Raw genomic sequence first — 17,227 nt, forward strand, 5'->3', positions numbered from 1 at the left:
ATGCGCAAGACATCCTTCCTCTGCACCCTGGTCCTGGCGGCTTCCGCCTTTCTTTCGCCGGCGGCGCATGCCCACGGCGATGTGACGCCGCAGGTGGTCGATACCAAGACGCTGCCGCCGCTGGGCGACAAGTGGGCCGCCGAGAATCCCTATCGCGACAACAAGGAGGCGCAAAAAGTCGGGGCCTCGGCCTACGGCGCCAACTGCGCGCGCTGCCACGGGATCGACGCGATATCGGGCGGCATCGCGCCGGACCTGCGCCTGCTGGACCGCGACTGCATGACACAGAAAGTGGAAGCCAAGCGCAAGGCCTGCATCAAGGACAACGATGACTACTTCAGCAACAGCGTGCGCAAGGGCAAGGTGCGCAACGGCGCGGTCTACATGCCGCCGTTCGAGGGCGTGCTGAACCAGGAAGCGGTGTGGGCCATCAAGGCTTATCTGGAAACCCGGCGCGAGGTGAAGTAACGCCGTACCCCGTGCCCACCAGGCCGCCACGCAACGATGGCGGCCGTATAAAAATATTGGAGACCTCATGTTTTTTCCCCTCATACGCTGCGCTGCCACGCTGATCCTGGCCTGCCTGGCGCTGACGATGTCGGCGCCGGCCAGCGCCGACATGGACAAGATCCGCCAGTCGGGCTCGCTCAAGGTGGCGGTCTACAAGGACATGGCGCCGTTTTCATCCGACGACGGCGGCATCGATGTCGACATCGCCGACGCGCTGGCGAAAAAGCTGGGCCTGAAGCTGGCGCTATTGCCCTTTCCCGCCGGCGAGGAAGTGGGCGACGACCTGCGCAACATGGTGTGGAAGGGCCATTACCTCGGCTACGGACCGGCCGACGTGATGCTGCATGTACCGGTGGACCGCTTCCTGATCGCCCGCAATGACAAGGTCGAGATCTTCGCGCCGTACTACCGCGAGACGGTGCGCCTGGCCTACAGCAAGGAAGCGGTGCCGCGCTTCGACGGCCTGGATTCGCTGCAGGGACGCGAGATCGGCGTGGAAAAGGTGTCGATCGCCGGCGTGCTGCTGCTGGGCGAAGGCGACGGCAAGTTCCGCGACAAGGTGCGCATCTATCCGACCGCGGTCGAGGCGCTGCAGGACCTGAAGGCCGGCAGGCTGGCCGGCGTGCTGGCCCACCGCTCCGAGATCGAGTCGGTGCTGCGGGACGATGCCCGTTTCGGCATCCAGCAGGTGGCGTTCCAGCGGCTGCCGGCGCAGGGCTGGGCGGTCGGCATGGCGGTGAAGAAGGAAGCGCGCGACCTGGCGCAGGCGCTGCAGCAGGCGCTGGCCGAGCTCACCGCCTCGGGTGAAATGGGCCGCATCTTTGCCAAGCATGGCGTCCAGCCCGTCACGCCTTAGGGCAACGCTGCTCGCCGCGCTGCGGACGGCGTTCGCCTTGCTGCTGCTGGCGTGGTTCGCCGCCGCGCCGGCGCTGGCCGGCGCGCTCGCGCGCGACGCGCTGGCGCGTTATTTCCCGTCGCCGCTGATGGTGGGCGAGCGCGACGCCGCGCTGCCGGTCTGGCCGCTGCTGCGCCAGAATGCCACCGCCACCGAACTGGTGGGCTATGCCTTCGAGTCGATCGACTTCGCGCCGGTGCCCGGTTTTTCCGGCGTGCCGATCAATCTGCTGGTGGCCATCGATCCCAAGGGTCAGTTTCTCGACGTGCGGGTGGTTTCCCACCATGAGCCGGTGTTTCTCGAAGGACTGGGCGAGGCGCCGATGGCGCGCTTTGCCAGCCAGTACCGCGGCCTGGCGCTGCACCAGAGCATTGCCATCGATACCGCGCCGCGCGCCGGACCGAAGCAGGATGGCAATGTGGTCCATATCGACGGCGTGGCCAAGGCCACCGCCTCTGTGCGCATCATCAACCAGAGCGTGCTGTCGTCGGCGCTGAAGGTGGCGCGCGCCCGGCTGGGCTTTGCCGGCGCGGCCGACCCGGACCAGATCGCGCGCCTGAAGCCGGATGTGTTCGAAAGCCTGTCCTTCGAGGCATTGCAGGCGGAGGGATTAGTCAAGCGGGTGACGCTGACCAACCGCCAGGCCGAAGCCGCATTTGCCGACAGCGACGCGGCCGGCATCGATGCCGAGGCGCTGGCCAAGCCGGATGCGGTGATGAGCGACTTCTACGTCGCGCTGGCCTCGGTGCCCAGCGTCGGGCGCAACCTGCTCACGCCGGCATCCTGGAACAGGCTGGCAGGCCGGCTCGATCCGGGCGACCATGCGCTGCTGGTGCTGTATGAAGGGCGCTACGGCATCATCGGCGACGACTTCGTGGCCGGCACCGCGCCCGACCGCCTGCTGCTGAAGCAGAACGGGCTGGCCATCGAAATGCGCGACCTCGACCTGGATCTGAAGACCAGCGAGCCGGCGCTGCGCGGCAAGTCGCTGCGGGTGTTCCGCATCATTGCCCAGTCCGGGCTGGACCTGGCGCATCCGCTCGAACTGGCGCTGGTGGTCAGGCGTGCCAAGGGCATCATCTATCCGGAGCGCTTCCAGCGCGAGTTTGCCAGCCGGCTGTCGCTGCCGGCGCGCTTCTACGATGCACCGGTTGCCGCCGACAAGACCTGGGTAGCGGTATGGAAGCAGCGCTGGCCCGACCTGGCGTTGCTGGCAGCCGGGCTGCTGGTGCTGACGGTTGCGCTGCTCCGGCAAAAAACGCTGACGGCCAGCCAGCGCCGCTTCGCCTGGTTCCGCCAGGGCTATCTGTTGTTTACCGCCTTGTTCATCGGCTGGCATGCGCAGGGCCAGCTTTCCATCGTCAACCTGACCGGCCTGCTGCAGGCGATGCGCGACGGCCGCGACCTGTCCTTCTTCCTCTACGACCCGATGACGGTGTCGCTGTGGGCCTTCGTGCTGGTGTCGCTGCTGGTCTGGGGCCGCGGCACCTTCTGCGGCTGGCTGTGCCCGTTCGGCGCGCTGCAGGAATTGGTCGGCAAGGCGGCGCGCCTGCTGCGGGTGCCGCAGATCAGGCCGCGGCGCGCCACCGACGCCCGGTTGAAGCTGCTGAAGTACCTCGCGCTGGCGGCCATCCTTGGCAGCGTGTTCCTGGCGCCTGCATGGACCGACGCACTGGTGGAAGCCGAGCCTTTCAAGACCGCGATCACGCTGAACTTCGTGCGTTCCTGGCCTTTCGTGCTGTATGCCGGCGGCCTGTTGCTGGGCAGCGCGGTGGTCTACAAGTTCTTCTGCCGCTACCTGTGCCCGTTTGGCGCCGGCCTGGCCGTGCTCGGCCGGTTCCGGCTGCTCGACTGGCTGCCGCGCCGCAAGGAATGCGGCAAGCCGTGCCAGACCTGCCGCCACCGCTGCGAGTACGAAGCGATCCGCGCGGACGGCCGGATACGCTATGACGACTGCTTTCAATGCATGGACTGCGTGGTGATCCACCAGAGCGACGCCCTGTGCGCGCCGCTGATCCTGGAAAAGAAGCGCGCCCGGGTCATTCCCGTGCATTCCCTGTCTTCCTGACCTGCAAGGAGCCGCGATGCAACGTCGTACCTTTCTCTCTGCCGCAATCGGCCTGGGCACGGCCGGCGCGCTGGGCTGGGGCCTGTTGCAGCCGGCGGCCGGCGAGCTTGCGCGCGGGCCGCGGGCGCGGCTGCGCATGCATGCCGGCGCCGATCTTGCGTTTGGCACCGAGATCAGCGTCAAGGTGCTGCACCACGATCCCAGCGTTGCCGAGCTGGCGATCGCGGATGCGCTGGCGCAGGCGCGCACGGTCGACGCGCTGATGAGCATCTACCGGCCCGGCAGCCAGGTGCATACCCTGAACCGCGACGGCTGCCTGGCGCAGCCCAGCCATCACCTGCTGGCGGTGCTGCAGGAAGCGGCCCGGCTGTCGGCCCTGAGCGACGGCGCGTTCGATATCACCGTCCAGCCGCTGTGGGACCTGGCGCGGCACGGCCGGGACTGCGCGCCGGCGCTGCCGCTGATCGGCTGGCGGCGCATCAGCGCGGATGCCAGCGGCGTCATCCTGCGGCCCGGCATGGCGATCACCCTGAACGGCATCGCGCAAGGCTATGCGCTGGACCTGGCGCGCGCGGCGCTGGCGGCGCGCGGCATCCGCCATGCGCTGATCGACACCGGCGAATTCGGCGCGCTGGGCCAGGCCGAGCAGGGCAGGGCCTGGACGCTCGGCGTGCGCGACCCGCGACGGGCAGAAGGCTATGCCGGCGCGCTCGAACTCGACAGCCGCTGCGTCGCCACCTCCGGCGACTATGCCAGCGCCTTCAGTGCCGACTTCAGCCGCCATCACATCTTCGACCCTGCCACCGGAGCCTCGCCGGCGGAGCTGGCAGCAGTGACCGTCGTTGCGCCCACAGGCATGCTGGCGGACGGCCTGTCGACCGCCTGCATGGTGATGGGCGCCCGGCGCTCGCTGGCGCTGGCGGCCGGCATCGAAGGCGTCGACCTGCTGGCCATCGACAAGGCAGGCCGGCGCTGGCATAGCGCCGGCCTGCGCTGGCTGCCGGCGGCGGGATAGGCAGGCCTGACGCGGTTCCGTCGCCGGCATGCCTTGCCTCTCCGCAAGGCAGGGCGCGTCGTCATTTGCTGTTACCATTCCCGCCTTTGCCTTGCTGTCCACCTTTCTTCCAGTTCAACTCTCCACCGTCCCGCCATGCCTTCCATCCTTGCGCTGAACCGTTTTTTCCTTTTGTTTGCGATGCTGTTCCTTGCCGTCTGCGGACTGGCGCAGGCCCAGGAAGCGCCCGACGTGCTGATACGCCGCGTCAGCCAGGAAGTGATGGATCTCGCCCGCAACGATCCGGCCATCCAGGCCGGCGACCGCAGGCGCATTTATGCAGTGGTCGAGTCGCGCATCATGCCGCACCTGGATTTCCAGCGCGGCACCGCCCTGACCATGGGCCGCAACTGGCGCCAGGCCACGCCCGAGCAGCGCCAGAAGCTGTCCGAGGAATTCCGCAACCTGCTGCTGCACACCTATGCTGGCGCGATGTCGCAGATCAAGGACCAGACCATGACCTTCAAGCCGCTGCGCATGGACCCGACCGACACCGATGTCGAAGTGCGCTCCGAGGTACGCATGCCGCGCCGGCCGGAGCCGGTGGAGGTGAGCTACCGGCTGCACAAGTCCGCCAGCGGCTGGAAGATCTATGACGTCAATGTGATGGGCGCCTGGCTCAGCGAAACCTATCGCACCACCTTTGCGTCGGAAGTGAGCAAGGGGGGGATCGATGGCCTGATCCATACGCTGGAAGAGAAGAACCGGCAGCTGGCATCGCGTGATGCGCAGGAGAGTGGCAAGCCGTAAGGGAAACGTTTTCGTGGTGTTCGTAGGCTGCAATACCCGAAGGGCATTGCAGCACGGTCGCCAACGGGAATGGCATTGCCGCCCGAGTCAGCCGATCGACCAATGGTGCAATGCCCCTCCGGGGTATTGCACCCTACGAAATCTGCCTTATGCCTGCCTGAACATTACCAGCCCGCCGCAGCGCCATCGCTGCGCGGATCCGAACCGCCTTCCAGCAAGCCATTTGGATGGCGGATGATCGCGCCGGCATGGCCCATCGTTTCATCCCAGGCCTCCAGCACATCCACCTCATGCCCCATTTCCCGCAATGCGGCAACCGTCCCGTCGGAAAAGCGTGCTTCCAGTTTCAGGGAGTCGCTGGTCTGGCCCCAGGTGCGGCCCAGCAGCCAGCGCGGCGCGCTGATGGCGGCCTGCGGGTTCATGCCGAACAGCGCGATGCGCGAAAACACCGCGCTCTGCGATTGCGGCTGGCCATCGCCGCCCATGTTGCCGTAGACCAGCGTGCGGCCGTCGTCGAACCGGGCCAGCGCCGGGTTCAGGGTATGGAAGGGCTTGCGGCCCGGTGTCAGCGGGTTGCGCGCCGCCGGGTCGAGGCTGAAGCTGCAGCCGCGGTTCTGCCAGTTCACGCCCGACGCGGGCAGCACGATGCCGCTGCCGAACTCATGGTAGATGCTCTGGATGAAGCTGACCGCCACGCCGTCGCGGTCGATCACGCCCATCCAGATCGTGTCGGCCGGGCCCATGCCCTTGCCCCAGGGTGCGGCATGCCGCGGGTCGATGGCGGCAGCCATGCGGTCCAGCGCGTCGGGCGCCAGCAGGCTCTGCGGGTCGACGCTCATGTAGGCCGGGTCGGTGATGTCGCGGTCGCGGATGGCGAAGGCGCGCTTGGTTGCCTCGACGCAGGCATGCACGAAGGGCGCGCCGGCAGGGTCCATGCCGGCCTCTAGCAGCCGGTCGATCTGCCCCAGGATCAGCAGTGATACCAGGCCCTGCGTCGGCGGCGGCATGTTGTAGACCGTGCCCAGGCTGTGCCGCAGCGCCAGCGGGGTTTTCCATTCGGCGCGGTGGCGGGCCAGATCGTCCAGCGTCAGCGGGCTGTCCAGCCGCGCCAGGTCAGCGGCCATGGACCGGGCCAGGTCGCCGCGATAGAAGTCGTCGAGGCCGGCGCGGGCCAGCTGTTCGAGCGTGGCGGCCAGTCGCGGCTGCAGGAACAGGCTGCCGGCGTCGGGCGCAGTGCCGTTGGGCAGGAAGGTGTCGGCAAAGCCGGCGATGCCGGCCAGTTCGTCGCGCTTGCCGGCCGTGCAGCGCGCCTGGCTCAGCGTCACCGGGATGCCGTGGCGGGCATAGTCGATCGCATCCTGCAGCAGCCGCGCCAGCGGCAGGCGTCCGCCCAATGCCTCGCGCGAATAGCCCTGTGCCGCATCCCAGCCGGAAATGGTGCCGGCTACCGTGTTGGCCGCGACGCCGCCGCGAAACGGGATGGCGGACAGGCCACGCTCGCGGTAGGAAGCAATGCTGGCCGCGGCTGCGGCGGCGCCGCAGGCTTCCAGGCCCCGCGGCGCCTCGCCCGGCCGGGCAATCAGCCAGAAGCCGTCGCCGCCGATGCTGTTCATGTGCGGATAGACCACGGCGATCGTGGCGGCCGCGGCAATCATCGCTTCGACTGCATTGCCGCCCTCGCGCAACACCGCCATCGCGCTTTGCGCCGCCAGCGCGTTGGGGGCGGTTGCCATGCCATGCCGGCCGCGCGCCGGGTTGGGGGATGAATTCATGATTTGGTGCTCCTTGGCCTTATCGTTTCAGGGGAATCAGAACCTGCTGCCTGCGCGCATAACGCTGCGCCAGCATCGCGCACAGCATCAGCTGGATCTGATGGAACAGCATCAGCGGCAGCACGATCATGCCCACCGCATGGCTGGCGAACAGCACCTTGGCCATCGGCACGCCGCTGGCCAGGCTTTTCTTGGAGCCGCAGAACACGAGCGTGATTTCATCCTCGCGAGACAGGCCCATGCGGCGGCTGATCAGGGTGGATATTCCCAGCGCGGCGCCGAGCAGCAGCAGATTGATCACCACCAGGCCGGCCAGCGCCGAAGGCGGCAGCTGCTGCCACAGGCCCTGGATCACCGCTTCGCTGAAGGCGGTATAGACCACCAGCAGGATCGAGCCCTGATCGATCAGGCGCAGCGACGGCTTGTGGCGGTCGACGAAGCCGCCGATGCGCGGCCGCAGCATCTGGCCGGCGGCGAAGGGCAGGAGCAGCTGCACGATGATCTTGAGGATGGAGTCGAAGGAGGCGCTGGCCGAAATGCCGTGCACCACGAACAGGCCCACCAGCACCGGGGTGATGAACATGCCGATCAGGTTGGACGCGGAGGCGCTGCAGATGGCGGCAGGCACGTTGCCGCGCGCCACCGCCACCAGAGCGATCGACGATTGCACCGTGGACGGGAGCATGCACAGGAATAGCAGCCCGGTGTAGAGCTGCGGCGTGATCAGCGTCAGGGCCAGCGGCTTCATCAGCCAGCCCAGCAACGGAAAGACGATGAAGGTGCTGGCCAGAATCACCAGGTGCAGCCGCCAGTGGGTGGCGCCGGCGACGATGGCTTCGCGCGGCAGCTTGGCGCCGTGCAGGAAGAACAGCAGCGCGATCGAGACGCTGGTCACGTCATGCGCGACATCGGCCACGCGGCCGGAACAGGGCAGCACGCTTGCAAGGATCACGGTGAGGGCAATGGCCAGCGTGAAGTTGTCCGGGAAATAACTAGGGCGTGTCATGAGGCAGGCAATCCGTTGATGAAAAACAGCCGCGTATGATACGCGCCCGGAAAAATCTTTGCTTCCCTATAAGCAAGCAGTATGCCGGCCCGCAAGCCTTGTCGGGCGGGCGGGAAGTCGCCCTTGCTCAGTTTTGTGGACGAAACCGGTTCGCCGCCGGGGTCGGCGGGTTGATCCGACATGCGGCTGATCTCGCAAAACAGGCAGCCTCGCGGCGGCCCTTCTTCAGGAATGCTGCAAAAATGTAAATGAAATGTTGTCGGCTTAATTTACACATTCATGCCTGCGCCTTTTTCAATTTTAAGTAAATCACTGAATTGATACGCCTTTGTCTGGCTGGCCCGTTTCGTGCAATTACCTGCTTTGCCCGCTTTCAGAATTGCAGGGGCATTGCGGTTGTTATTTGCGTCAGATATGTATGCCGATGCTGGCTGCGAGGATTTATGGATGGCGGAGTGATGTAATTAGATCAATCGAGAATGTCATTTCGATATCGCCGTCACATTGGCGCATACGATCTGGCCCTGATTATTCGTATCAAGGAAATATCATGGAAACCATACTGTTAAAAGGCAAGGCGGTTCCAAAATTTGATCATGCACTGGTTGCATTTCTGGGCGTACCTGAAGTGGAAGCAATTACCGACGGCAGCATTCGCCAGTTCGGCATAGAAAACGGCGACGGCGAGGTTTATCGCATCGTCGGCGCCGAGAGCGAGCAGGTTTATGACGCGCTGATCGGGAGGCTGCGCAATTTGCACTACCGGATTGAGCCGCTGGGAAAGAGCGGCTTTGACAAATTCAGGGCGGTAGCACGGATGCCGCCCGGACTCTGACTGCAGGTTTGATTGCCGGTTCGTGCAAGGACTAATAGCGTGATCGCACACGCCAGGTGTCATCGGTCTTTCGTGAAAGCCGGCATGCATCATTAATCATGGTGCATACCGGCTTTTTCCCGTGCCGATGAATGCAATTCAGATTCAGTTCCAGGGGAACATGAAGAATGCAAAGGCATCGATGTGCAGCTATAGGGCAATAAGGGGCAGATACGACAGGAATATTATTGTAAGAATACAAGCTGTTTTCGATCTGGTATATGTTGGGATTGGCGCAGGTTGCAAGGTAAATGCCCAGCGTGCATTTTTCTTGTTCAATTTCAACCTTTCCCACCTCGCTTCCTCCGACCAGCCGGATCAACCCGGTTTCGATCATCCGCCCACATTCCGCGCCGCCGTTGCGCTCGCCGCGGATAAGGGAGACCAGGGCGCGGAAGCGCTGGCCGAACGTTTTGGCATCACGCCGCAGCAGGTACTGGCTCGGCACGACGAGTTGCTCGAAAACGCCGGCCCGGCATTCCGGAACGCGGGCGACGCGGCATCGGCGGCGCGGTCCGGCCATGCCGAACTGGCGCTGGCGATTGCCGAGAACTCGACGCAGGGTTTTGCGATGATGGACCAGAGCGGCTACCGCCGCTACGCCAACCGCGCCTGGCTGGAGATGACGGGTTACACGGTGGATGAAATCCGGTCCAGGCCACTGCATAGCTGGTTCATCATCACTACCCGGATGGCCGGCCCTATCCGATGGCAGCCTGCCCGATCGACCGTGCACTACCGGAATACTTCGATGTCCGCGCCCATGAAGAGCTGTTCTTCCGCAGGGATGGCAACACCTTCCATGTGCTGATGTCAGGACCATTGTGCCGGATGCGGTGGAGCCGGTGCGCGCCGCCGTCGTGACGCCGCGCCATCGCCTGATGGTGCAACTGGCGCCCGAATCCGCACTGGTTTGGGCCGACCGCAAGCGGATGGTGCAGGTGCTGGTGAACCTGCTGCACAACGCCGTGAAATACACGCCGGAAGAAGGCGGCATCGTGGTCTCCATCGACGTGCAGCCGGAGCGGGTGCTGTTCGCCGTGTAGGACAATGGCATAGGCATGTCGGCCGGCTTCGATCATCACTTTGTCAGGCCGGTATATTCCGCCGGCATTCTTTCCCTTACTGAAAACCATTAATTAATTGTAATTGTCAATTTCTGGTTAGTTCATTGTCGGCTTTTATTACACAAGTTAACAGATGATAGGAAAAGGATTTACTTAAGTATTTGATTGGAAAGTAAAAGGAAATTTTGGCCCGGAAATTGCATTGTTAAATGAAAAACTGGCATTTAACAAATTATGGCAACCCGCGATTTCCGCCTAGACACGCTTCGTGGTGTCTTTCTTGCAATTATGATGATCGACCATCTCGGTACCCGGATGGCCGAGTTCACTTACCAGCCCTTCGGCTTTGTATCGGCGGCGGCGGCGTTCGTGATGCTGTCGGGCTATATGAATGCCTTCACCTCGCCAGCTGCCTATCCCGGCATGCGCGCGCTGCTGCGCCAGGCGTGGAAGCGTGCCTCGCGCGTCTACCGCTATCACTTCGTGCTGCTGCTGGCGCTGCTCGCCCTTGCCGTGTTCATGACCGCCTATCTGCAGCGTTCCACGCCGCTCTATCCCGACCGCGGCGGCGCGCTGGGCATGCTGGCCTATGGCGCGCTGCTGCTGCACCAGCCGTCCTACATGGACATCCTGCCGATGTATTTTCTTTTCCTGCTGCTCAGCCCGGCGCTGCTGGCAGCGCTGCACAGGGGGCATGACTGGATCGTGATCGGGGGCAGCATCGCATGCTGGTTCCTGGGCCAGTTGCTCGATCCGCAGGAGTGGCTGGAAGCCACTTTCGGCACCGGCGCCAGTACCGGCTCATTCAACCTGCTTGCCTGGCAACTGCTATGGGTGGCCGGCCTCTATGCCGGTTTCCTGCACAAGGTGCGACGCCAGACGGCATTCTTCCACCATCGCGTCCTTTTATGGGTAGCGGTCGCCATCACGGCCGGCTTCTTCCTGGTCAGGCATCAGCTGCTGCCGGTCAGCGATGTCTTCCTGGCGCATGTGGAGAAGGAAGACCTGCGCATTCTGCGCGTGGCCAACATCGCAAGCCAGGTGGTGCTGTTCTGCTGGCTGATCCGGCTGGTGCCGGCCAGCCGCGGCCTGCCGTGGTTTCGTCTGCTCGGCAGGTATTCTCTGCCGGTGTTCTCCTTTCATATTCTTCTGGTCTATCTGCTCGAACCGCTGTCCTGGCGTGTCGCCTACTGGTTTGGCTATAGCGTGAATTTTCTCTATACGGCGGCGGTGCTGGCCACCCTGACCCTGCCGGCATTGTTCTACCGCGCGTATGAACAGGCGCTGGCGGCAGGCGGCGCCCGCACCTGGGCAGGGCGGCTGCAGGCGATGGTGCTGGCGGGAAGGCATCCATTCTCGGGCGGAAAGTCGGCGCGGGCATTGGAAGCCAAGTAAGGCGGGGCTTCGGTCGGCATGGCCGCACGGCGACGACGGTCGTTGCGGCACTGGCGCAAAGTCGCCATGCGGTTCAGGACGATGCCAGCGCTTGCGATCCGGCTGCCGCAGCGGCGCCCGGCCATCAGTCCAGCGTCAGCAGGTACGCCACCATATCCTGCGCATCCTGCTCGCTTACGCCAAGCGCCGGCATGGCGGTGTGCGGATCGATTTTCTGTGGCTCGCGTATCCAGCGCGCCAGGTTCTCCGGCGTGCTGGGCAGGTTGCGGGCAATGATGCGCCGGGTCGCGAAGCCCTTGAGGGTCGGACCGACATACACCTCGGAGCCGGTGATGCCCGGAATCTGGTGGCAGGCATGACAGGCGTACTGGGTCAGGGCGAGCCTGCCGCGCGCCGGGTCGCCGGCGACGCCGGCCGGCGCCGATGGCTGGCCGCAGGCGGCGAGCATGCCTGCCAGCGCCAGCACGCCTCCTGCGCGCCGGCTCATTGCGCAGCCTCCGCCATCGTTGCATAGTCGCGCGGCGACAAGGCCGGCAACTGCGCCATGAAGGCCACCACGGCCCAGATGTCCTCGTCCGCCAGCCGGAATTCCCAGGCCGGCATGCCGCTCATCTTGATGCCGTGCCGGGTGATCCAGTACATCTCGCCCGGCTTCCAGCGCCTGGCCGCGTCGACCAGGGGGCCCGGAATCGGCTGCATGCTCTTGCCGATGTCATGCTGCGCCACGCCTGGCGCGCCATGGCACTGCACGCAGCGCGCGGCGTAGATCGATGCGCCCTGGCGCACCATGCGCGGCGCCGACAGGTCGGGCGGCGTGATGTCGCGGGCATGATGGCGCACCGAATAATGCATGCCTCTTTCCAGCACGGTATAGACCGGCTGCCAGTGCTGCCTGGTGGCGCCGATGTTGTACCAGCCGGAAAAAAGCAGCAGCGTGCCGGCAAGCGCGGCGAGCATGATGCCCGCCGCCAGCGTGGCGGCCACTGTCAGCAGGACCAGGCGCTTGTTGGAAGTCATGGGAGCGTTGATGTGATGCAAGCGATATGCCGCGTGAACATGAATGCTCCTCATTCTGCACAGCCTGCGCAGCCTGTCGCCGCGTCTGCGCAAGCGCAGGCGCTCCGAGCTCGGCAATTTCCGCCTTTCTTGTGCGGACCGTAGCGGCAGCGGAGGAAAACTTGGCAGAATCTGCCATCGCGTACTGCGCAAACTTTCTTTCGGACGCTTCCTGAACCCGCCGCCATGAATCCGCACTGTTTTCCTTTTCCTTTTCCTTGCCGGGCCCTGCATCGAACCGCGGCACGGAGCAGGGGCTGAGCATGGCGCGACGCGGCCATGCCTGCGCTATGCGCGCTGTCGGCACTGCGCTGTGCCTGCTGTTGCTGGCTGCCTGCGGCCGCGACGACGAAAAGGCGCCGCGGGTTGCCGGTGGCGACGCCGTGCGCGGCATCGCGCTGATGGCGCAATACCAGTGCGGCGCCTGCCATGCGATCCCCAAGGTGCAGGCCGCGGGCGGCGAGGGCGGCCCGTCGCTGGAGAGCTTCGGGCGGCGCAGCTATATCGCCGGACGCCTGCCCAACATGCCGGACCGGCTGGTGGCATGGATCGTCGATCCGCCGGCCCTGGTGCCCGGCACCCGCATGCCCGTGATGGGCGTGTCGGAAAACGATGCGCGCCATATCGCGGCCGCGCTCTACACCCTGCAATGACACGGCGCGCCCGCCATCGCCTGGCCATGCTGCCTGCGCCGCTGCTGTCGGGCTGCGGCGCGCAGCTGTCGCAGTCGGTGCTGCATCCGGCCGGCCCGGATGCGGCCATCATCACGCAGCTGACCTGGCTGCTGTTCGGCGGCGGCCTGATCGTCTTCCTCGGCGTGATGCTGCTGCTGGCGCTGTCGCTGCGCGGCGGCCGGCCGGCCGGCACGCTGTTGTGGATCGCCGGCGGCGGCATTGCGCTGCCGGTGGCGGTGCTGTCGGCGCTGCTGCTGTTTTCCACCTGGCGCAGCGGCCAGCTCAGCACCCGCACCTCGCAGGATGCGCTGCATGTGTCGGTGACGGCGCGCATGTGGTGGTGGGAAGTGCGCTACCGCGATCCGGCCAGCGGCCGCGACATCGTGCTGGCCAATGAACTGCATGTGCCGGTCGGTCGCAAGGTCTACGTCGGCCTGACCGCGGCCGACGTGATCCACAGCTTCTGGGTGCCGGCGCTGGGCGGCAAGATGGATGCGATGCCGGGCCGCGTCAACGGCCTGGTGCTGCATGCCGACCGGCCCGGCATCCACCGCGGCCAGTGCGCCGAATACTGCGGCGAGCAGCACGCGAAAATGGCGCTGCACGTGGTGGCCGAGAGCCAGCAGGAGTTCGATGCCTGGCTGGCCGCCCAGGCGCGGCCGGCGGCGGCGGCGGCCGGCAATGCGCTGCTCGAGCGCGGCCGCGCCGCCTTCCTGGCGCAGCGCTGCAATGCCTGCCACGCGATACGCGGCGTGACCGAAGGCGCCGACGACGCCGGCGAGGGCACGCTGGGTCCGGACCTGACCCATGTCGGCAGCCGCCGCTACCTGGCCGCGGGCGCGCTGCCCAACCATGCCGGCGCGCTGGCGGGATGGATCGCCGGCGCGCAGGCGGTCAAGCCGGGCGCGCGCATGCCGTCGTTCGAGCGCATCGACGGCGCCAGCCTGTCGGCGCTGGCGGCCTACCTGGAGCACCTGAAATGAACCAGCGCGCGCCTTCCTGCGCCGACGGCCTGCCCAGCTCGCTGCCACGCCCCGACGGCGAACTGGCGCGGCTGGAGGCGATATGGAAAACCCCGCGCGGCTGGCGCTTCTTCAAGAGCGTCAACAACACCAACATCGGCCTGCTCTATATCGGCACCGCGCTGCTGTTCTTCCTGCTGGCCGGCGTCCTGGGTTTGCTGATGCGGCTGCAGCTGGCCGTGCCCGACAACACCCTGCTCGGCCCGGCCGCCTACAACCAGGTCTTCACCATGCATGGCACGGTGATGATGTTCCTGTTCGCCATTCCCGTGGTGGAGGCGATCGCGGTGTACCTGCTGCCCGGCATGCTGGGCGCGCGCGACCTGCCGTTTCCGCGGCTGTCGGCCTATGCCTACTGGGCCTATGCCTTCGGCGGCCTGGCCTTCTTCTGCACGCTGTTCGTCGGCCTGGCGCCGGACGGCGGCTGGTTCATGTATCCGCCGCTGACCGGCACGAAATATTCACCGGGCATGAATGCCGACTTCTGGCTGCTGGGCATCGGCTTCATCGAGATCTCCGCGATCGCCGGCGCGATCGAGCTGATCGTGGGCATCCTGTTCACCCGCGCGCCGGGCATGACGCTCTCGCGCATGCCGGTCTATGCCTGGGCCATGCTGGTCGTGGGCGTGATGATCGTCTTTGCCTTTCCCGCCATCATCGCCGGCACCGCGCTGCTGGAAATGGAGCGCGCCTTCGACTGGCCCTTCTTCATTGCCGAGCGCGGCGGCGATCCCTTGCTGTGGCAGCACCTGTTCTGGTTCTTCGGCCATCCGGAGGTCTACATCATCTTCCTGCCGGCGGCCGGCATGGTCTCGACCATGATCCCCGCCATTGCCGGCCAGCCGCTCGTGGGGCGCGGCATGGTGATCGTGGCGCTGGTGGCGGTGGGCTTCTTCAGCTTCGGGCTGTGGGCGCATCACATGTTCACCGCCGGCCTGGGCCTGATGTCGATGAGCCTGGTGTCGGTGGCCAGCATGGCGGTGGCGGTGCCGACCTCGATCCAGGTGTTCGCATGGATCGCCACGCTGTGGCGCGGCACGATACGCATGAGCGCACCGGCGCTGTTCCTGCTCGGCTTCATGTTCATCTTCGTGCTGGGCGGCCTGACCGGCGTGATGGTGGCGGTGCTGCCTTTCGACTGGCAGGCGCATGACACCTACTTCATCGTTGCGCACCTTCACTACGTGCTGATCGGCGGCATGGTGTTTCCGGTGTTTGCCGCGATGTACTACTGGCTGCCGCTGGTCAACGGCAACCAGCTGTCGGAGCGGCTGGCGCGCTGGATCTTCGGGATGATGTTCGGCGGCTTCAACATCGCCTTCTTCCCTATGCACCTGACCGGCCTGCTGGGCATGCCGCGCCGGGTATATACCTATGGCGCGGAGCAGGGCTGGGGGCTGCTCAACATGGTCTCCACCGTCGGCGCCTTCCTGTTCGCCGGCGGCGTGCTGCTGTTCATCGTCGATGCGGCGCGGGCGCTGCGCCGGCCCGCGCGCGAAGCCGGCAATCCATGGCGCGCATCCACGCTGGAATGGCTGCCTTCGGAAGACTATGCCACCCGCAGCATCCCGCAGGTCGATAGCGCCGATCCGCTGTGGGACCGGCCCGCGCTGATGGAGGAGGTGGAGGCCGGCCGCCACTGGCTGCCGGGCACGGCGACCGGGCTGCGCGAAACCATCGCCACCTCGCCCATTGCCGCGCGTCCGCGTTACCTGATGGTGCTGCCGGGCGACAGCTGGTGGCCGCTGGTCGCCGCTGCCGGCACGGCCGGCTTTTTCCTGCTGCTGACGATGAAGCTGCATGTGGCCGCATGGCTGTGCGGCCTGGCCGCCATCGCCGGCATTGTGGCGTGGCTGTGGCAGTCCGACCAGCCGCCGCCGCAAGCCACGGCCAGGGTGTCGGATGGGCTCTGGCTGCCGGTCAATGCGACCGGCGCGGCGTCGCAGTCATGGTGGGCCACGCTGATCATGCTGGTGGTCGACGCCATCGTGTTCGCTTCCTTCCTGTTTGCCTTCATCCATCTTTCTATGCGCCTGGACACCTGTCCGCCGCCGGGCGCCGCCTTGGCCCAGCCGCTCTGGCCGCTGCTGTCCAGCGGCCTGCTGGCGGCGGGTTCGCTGCTGATCGCATGGGCGCGGCGGGCATTGACGGCGCAATCCTCGCAGCGCGGGTTGCGGATTGCGGTGGCGGCGGCAGCCGTCTGCGCCACCGCCGCCTTCGCCGCCGAATGGCATGGCCAGCTGCAGGCGGGCCTGGCGCCGTCCTCGCAGGCATGGAGCGCGACGGTGGCTGCAATGCTGAGCTACCAGGGCCTGCATGTGCTGGTGCTGCTGCTGATCGCGCCTTACCTGCTGGCCCGTTCCTGGAGCGGCCGCCTGGGCGCGGCCAGCCGGGCCACCATGGACAACAGCGCCTTGATCTGGCATTACACGACGCTGCAGGGTCTTGTGTTTGCGGCAGCGGTCAATGTGCTGCCGCGCATGATGGGCTGATGACCATGCGCGGCGACGACCACCTGATGCCCATCCTGTTGCGTGCCAGTGCGCCGCTGCTGGTCTGGGGCGCGCATTTCTTCCTGTGCTATGCCTTCATCGCGATCGGCTGCGCGGCTGGCATCGGCGGGACGATGTTGAAGGCGGTGCTGCTGGCGGCCACCGCGCTGGCGCTGGCCGCCGCGGTGGCGATGGCGGTGCGGCCCTGGCGCCGCATCAACGGCCCGGCGCCGGGGCGGCTGCGCGACCTGGCGGCGCTGTGCGGCGCCGGCCTGGCCGTGATGGGCATGGGCTGGACGCTGATTCCGCTGTGGCTGCTGGGGGTTTGCGGTCGATAGGCTGACGGGCAGTCTTGCGGCGGAGGCGCTTCGGTGGAATGCCCCTGCGGGGTATTCCACCCGACGACAGTCGCTGCAGCTTCCCCGCATTGGACACGGTAGTCCCGGCACATCCAACGAGATTGCAAAGCAACGCAGCCCGCAGTAGGGCGGAATACCCCGCCGGGGCATTCCGCCAAGCGGTCGATCAAGGCGATGCTTCGCAGGCGCCGGCTGTATTGTGCGCAACGCCAGGGGAACCAGTGCCGCCCGTA

Annotated in this window: 19 protein-coding genes; 14 read left to right on the forward strand and 5 right to left on the reverse strand. The window is 66.0% G+C overall.

The window, feature by feature from the left end:
• The 5 genes from pedF (at position 1) to IGW04_RS11255 (ending at position 5,277) form a co-directional block, all read left to right on the forward strand.
• The gene (gene pedF / locus IGW04_RS11235) at positions 1-468 is read left to right on the forward strand and encodes a cytochrome c-550 PedF (protein ID WP_194713165.1); all 468 of its coding nucleotides are present in this window, start codon (positions 1-3) and stop codon (positions 466-468) included.
• A gap of 67 nt (positions 469-535) precedes the next feature.
• Positions 536-1,366, forward strand: a complete 831-nt coding sequence (locus IGW04_RS11240; RefSeq protein WP_194713166.1) for a substrate-binding periplasmic protein — start codon at positions 536-538, stop codon at positions 1,364-1,366.
• Between the two features lie 37 nt (positions 1,367-1,403).
• Positions 1,404-3,473, forward strand: a complete 2,070-nt coding sequence (locus IGW04_RS11245; protein WP_228527015.1) for a 4Fe-4S binding protein — start codon at positions 1,404-1,406, stop codon at positions 3,471-3,473.
• 16 nt (positions 3,474-3,489) lie between these two features.
• The gene (locus IGW04_RS11250; RefSeq protein ID WP_194713168.1) at positions 3,490-4,488 is read left to right on the forward strand and encodes an FAD:protein FMN transferase; all 999 of its coding nucleotides are present in this window, start codon (positions 3,490-3,492) and stop codon (positions 4,486-4,488) included.
• A 135-nt stretch (positions 4,489-4,623) separates the two neighbouring features.
• Positions 4,624-5,277: an MlaC/ttg2D family ABC transporter substrate-binding protein gene (locus IGW04_RS11255; protein WP_194713169.1), complete on the forward strand. Its 654-nt coding sequence runs from the start codon at positions 4,624-4,626 to the stop codon at positions 5,275-5,277.
• A gap of 164 nt (positions 5,278-5,441) precedes the next feature.
• Here the strand turns inward: IGW04_RS11255 and IGW04_RS11260 are convergent, their stop codons facing one another.
• Genes IGW04_RS11260 through IGW04_RS11270 form a run of 3 tightly spaced genes read right to left on the reverse strand, consistent with a single transcriptional unit; the run spans position 5,442 to position 8,237 of the window.
• Complete coding sequence (locus tag IGW04_RS11260) at positions 5,442-7,049, reverse strand: gamma-glutamyltransferase family protein (protein ID WP_228527016.1); 1,608 nt, start codon at positions 7,047-7,049, stop codon at positions 5,442-5,444.
• A gap of 19 nt (positions 7,050-7,068) precedes the next feature.
• Positions 7,069-8,055 carry a bile acid:sodium symporter family protein gene (locus IGW04_RS11265; RefSeq protein WP_194713170.1) on the reverse strand — a complete coding sequence of 329 codons (987 nt, stop codon included), beginning with the start codon at positions 8,053-8,055 and terminating at the stop codon, positions 7,069-7,071.
• Positions 8,052-8,237 (reverse strand): hypothetical protein, encoded by a 186-nt coding sequence (locus tag IGW04_RS11270; RefSeq protein WP_194713171.1) that lies wholly within the window; start codon positions 8,235-8,237, stop codon positions 8,052-8,054. Before IGW04_RS11270 ends, IGW04_RS11265 begins: the two co-directional genes overlap by 4 nt.
• Before the next feature lie 368 nt (positions 8,238-8,605).
• Here IGW04_RS11270 and IGW04_RS11275 point away from each other — a divergent pair, with 368 nt between their 5' ends.
• The 4 genes from IGW04_RS11275 to opgC all read left to right on the forward strand — a co-directional run bounded on the left by IGW04_RS11275 (position 8,606) and on the right by opgC (position 11,391).
• Positions 8,606-8,890, forward strand: a complete 285-nt coding sequence (locus IGW04_RS11275; RefSeq protein ID WP_194713172.1) for a hypothetical protein — start codon at positions 8,606-8,608, stop codon at positions 8,888-8,890.
• 127 nt (positions 8,891-9,017) lie between these two features.
• Positions 9,018-9,740: a PAS domain S-box protein gene (locus tag IGW04_RS11280; protein WP_228527017.1), complete on the forward strand. Its 723-nt coding sequence runs from the start codon at positions 9,018-9,020 to the stop codon at positions 9,738-9,740.
• Between the two features lie 13 nt (positions 9,741-9,753).
• Complete coding sequence (locus tag IGW04_RS11285) at positions 9,754-9,975, forward strand: sensor histidine kinase (RefSeq protein WP_194713257.1); 222 nt, start codon at positions 9,754-9,756, stop codon at positions 9,973-9,975.
• A gap of 255 nt (positions 9,976-10,230) precedes the next feature.
• Positions 10,231-11,391 (forward strand): OpgC domain-containing protein, encoded by a 1,161-nt coding sequence (gene opgC, locus IGW04_RS11290; protein ID WP_194713173.1) that lies wholly within the window; start codon positions 10,231-10,233, stop codon positions 11,389-11,391.
• 124 nt (positions 11,392-11,515) lie between these two features.
• Here the strand turns inward: opgC and IGW04_RS25705 are convergent, their stop codons facing one another.
• Both IGW04_RS25705 and IGW04_RS25710 read right to left on the reverse strand, forming a co-directional pair.
• Positions 11,516-11,878 (reverse strand): c-type cytochrome, encoded by a 363-nt coding sequence (locus IGW04_RS25705; RefSeq protein ID WP_228527018.1) that lies wholly within the window; start codon positions 11,876-11,878, stop codon positions 11,516-11,518.
• A complete protein-coding gene (locus tag IGW04_RS25710) occupies positions 11,875-12,408 on the reverse strand; it encodes a c-type cytochrome (protein ID WP_228527019.1) in 534 nt (177 codons plus the stop codon). Before IGW04_RS25710 ends, IGW04_RS25705 begins: the two co-directional genes overlap by 4 nt.
• A gap of 43 nt (positions 12,409-12,451) precedes the next feature.
• On the opposite strand from IGW04_RS25710, the gene IGW04_RS11300 reads away from it, so the two are divergent.
• The 5 genes from IGW04_RS11300 (at position 12,452) to IGW04_RS11320 (ending at position 16,973) form a co-directional block, all read left to right on the forward strand.
• Entirely contained in the window at positions 12,452-12,637 is a 186-nt protein-coding gene (locus IGW04_RS11300) for a hypothetical protein (RefSeq protein WP_194713174.1), read from the forward strand.
• A 73-nt stretch (positions 12,638-12,710) separates the two neighbouring features.
• Positions 12,711-13,100 carry a c-type cytochrome gene (locus tag IGW04_RS25715; RefSeq protein ID WP_228527020.1) on the forward strand — a complete coding sequence of 130 codons (390 nt, stop codon included), beginning with the start codon at positions 12,711-12,713 and terminating at the stop codon, positions 13,098-13,100.
• Positions 13,097-14,104, forward strand: coding sequence for a cytochrome c oxidase subunit II (locus IGW04_RS11310; protein ID WP_323744846.1), 1,008 nt, complete (start codon positions 13,097-13,099; stop codon positions 14,102-14,104). The genes IGW04_RS25715 and IGW04_RS11310 overlap by 4 nt, the downstream gene beginning before the upstream one ends.
• Positions 14,101-16,635 carry a cytochrome c oxidase subunit I gene (ctaD, locus tag IGW04_RS11315; protein WP_194713175.1) on the forward strand — a complete coding sequence of 845 codons (2,535 nt, stop codon included), beginning with the start codon at positions 14,101-14,103 and terminating at the stop codon, positions 16,633-16,635. The genes IGW04_RS11310 and ctaD overlap by 4 nt, the downstream gene beginning before the upstream one ends.
• Positions 16,635-16,973, forward strand: coding sequence for a hypothetical protein (locus IGW04_RS11320; RefSeq protein ID WP_194713176.1), 339 nt, complete (start codon positions 16,635-16,637; stop codon positions 16,971-16,973). Before ctaD ends, IGW04_RS11320 begins: the two co-directional genes overlap by 1 nt.
• The last annotated feature ends 254 nt before the right edge of the window (positions 16,974-17,227 follow it).

Source organism: Noviherbaspirillum soli (assembly GCF_015352955.1).
GTDB lineage: Bacteria > Pseudomonadota > Gammaproteobacteria > Burkholderiales > Burkholderiaceae_D > Noviherbaspirillum_A > Noviherbaspirillum_A soli.

Coding starts and splice junctions, on each gene's coding strand:
- IGW04_RS11260 (WP_228527016.1), bottom strand. CDS start 7,049: ATGAATTCATCCCCCAACCCGGCGCGCGGCCGGCATGGCATGGCAACC.
- IGW04_RS11275 (WP_194713172.1), top strand. CDS start 8,606: ATGGAAACCATACTGTTAAAAGGCAAGGCGGTTCCAAAATTTGATCAT.
- IGW04_RS11300 (WP_194713174.1), top strand. CDS start 12,452: ATGCTCCTCATTCTGCACAGCCTGCGCAGCCTGTCGCCGCGTCTGCGC.
- opgC (WP_194713173.1), top strand. CDS start 10,231: ATGGCAACCCGCGATTTCCGCCTAGACACGCTTCGTGGTGTCTTTCTT.
- IGW04_RS11310 (WP_323744846.1), top strand. CDS start 13,097: ATGACACGGCGCGCCCGCCATCGCCTGGCCATGCTGCCTGCGCCGCTG.
- IGW04_RS25705 (WP_228527018.1), bottom strand. CDS start 11,878: ATGAGCCGGCGCGCAGGAGGCGTGCTGGCGCTGGCAGGCATGCTCGCC.
- IGW04_RS11250 (WP_194713168.1), top strand. CDS start 3,490: ATGCAACGTCGTACCTTTCTCTCTGCCGCAATCGGCCTGGGCACGGCC.
- ctaD (WP_194713175.1), top strand. CDS start 14,101: ATGAACCAGCGCGCGCCTTCCTGCGCCGACGGCCTGCCCAGCTCGCTG.
- IGW04_RS11255 (WP_194713169.1), top strand. CDS start 4,624: ATGCCTTCCATCCTTGCGCTGAACCGTTTTTTCCTTTTGTTTGCGATG.
- IGW04_RS11280 (WP_228527017.1), top strand. CDS start 9,018: ATGAATGCAATTCAGATTCAGTTCCAGGGGAACATGAAGAATGCAAAG.
- IGW04_RS11240 (WP_194713166.1), top strand. CDS start 536: ATGTTTTTTCCCCTCATACGCTGCGCTGCCACGCTGATCCTGGCCTGC.
- IGW04_RS11320 (WP_194713176.1), top strand. CDS start 16,635: ATGACCATGCGCGGCGACGACCACCTGATGCCCATCCTGTTGCGTGCC.
- IGW04_RS11270 (WP_194713171.1), bottom strand. CDS start 8,237: ATGTCGGATCAACCCGCCGACCCCGGCGGCGAACCGGTTTCGTCCACA.
- IGW04_RS25715 (WP_228527020.1), top strand. CDS start 12,711: ATGGCGCGACGCGGCCATGCCTGCGCTATGCGCGCTGTCGGCACTGCG.
- pedF (WP_194713165.1), top strand. CDS start 1: ATGCGCAAGACATCCTTCCTCTGCACCCTGGTCCTGGCGGCTTCCGCC.
- IGW04_RS11265 (WP_194713170.1), bottom strand. CDS start 8,055: ATGACACGCCCTAGTTATTTCCCGGACAACTTCACGCTGGCCATTGCC.
- IGW04_RS25710 (WP_228527019.1), bottom strand. CDS start 12,408: ATGACTTCCAACAAGCGCCTGGTCCTGCTGACAGTGGCCGCCACGCTG.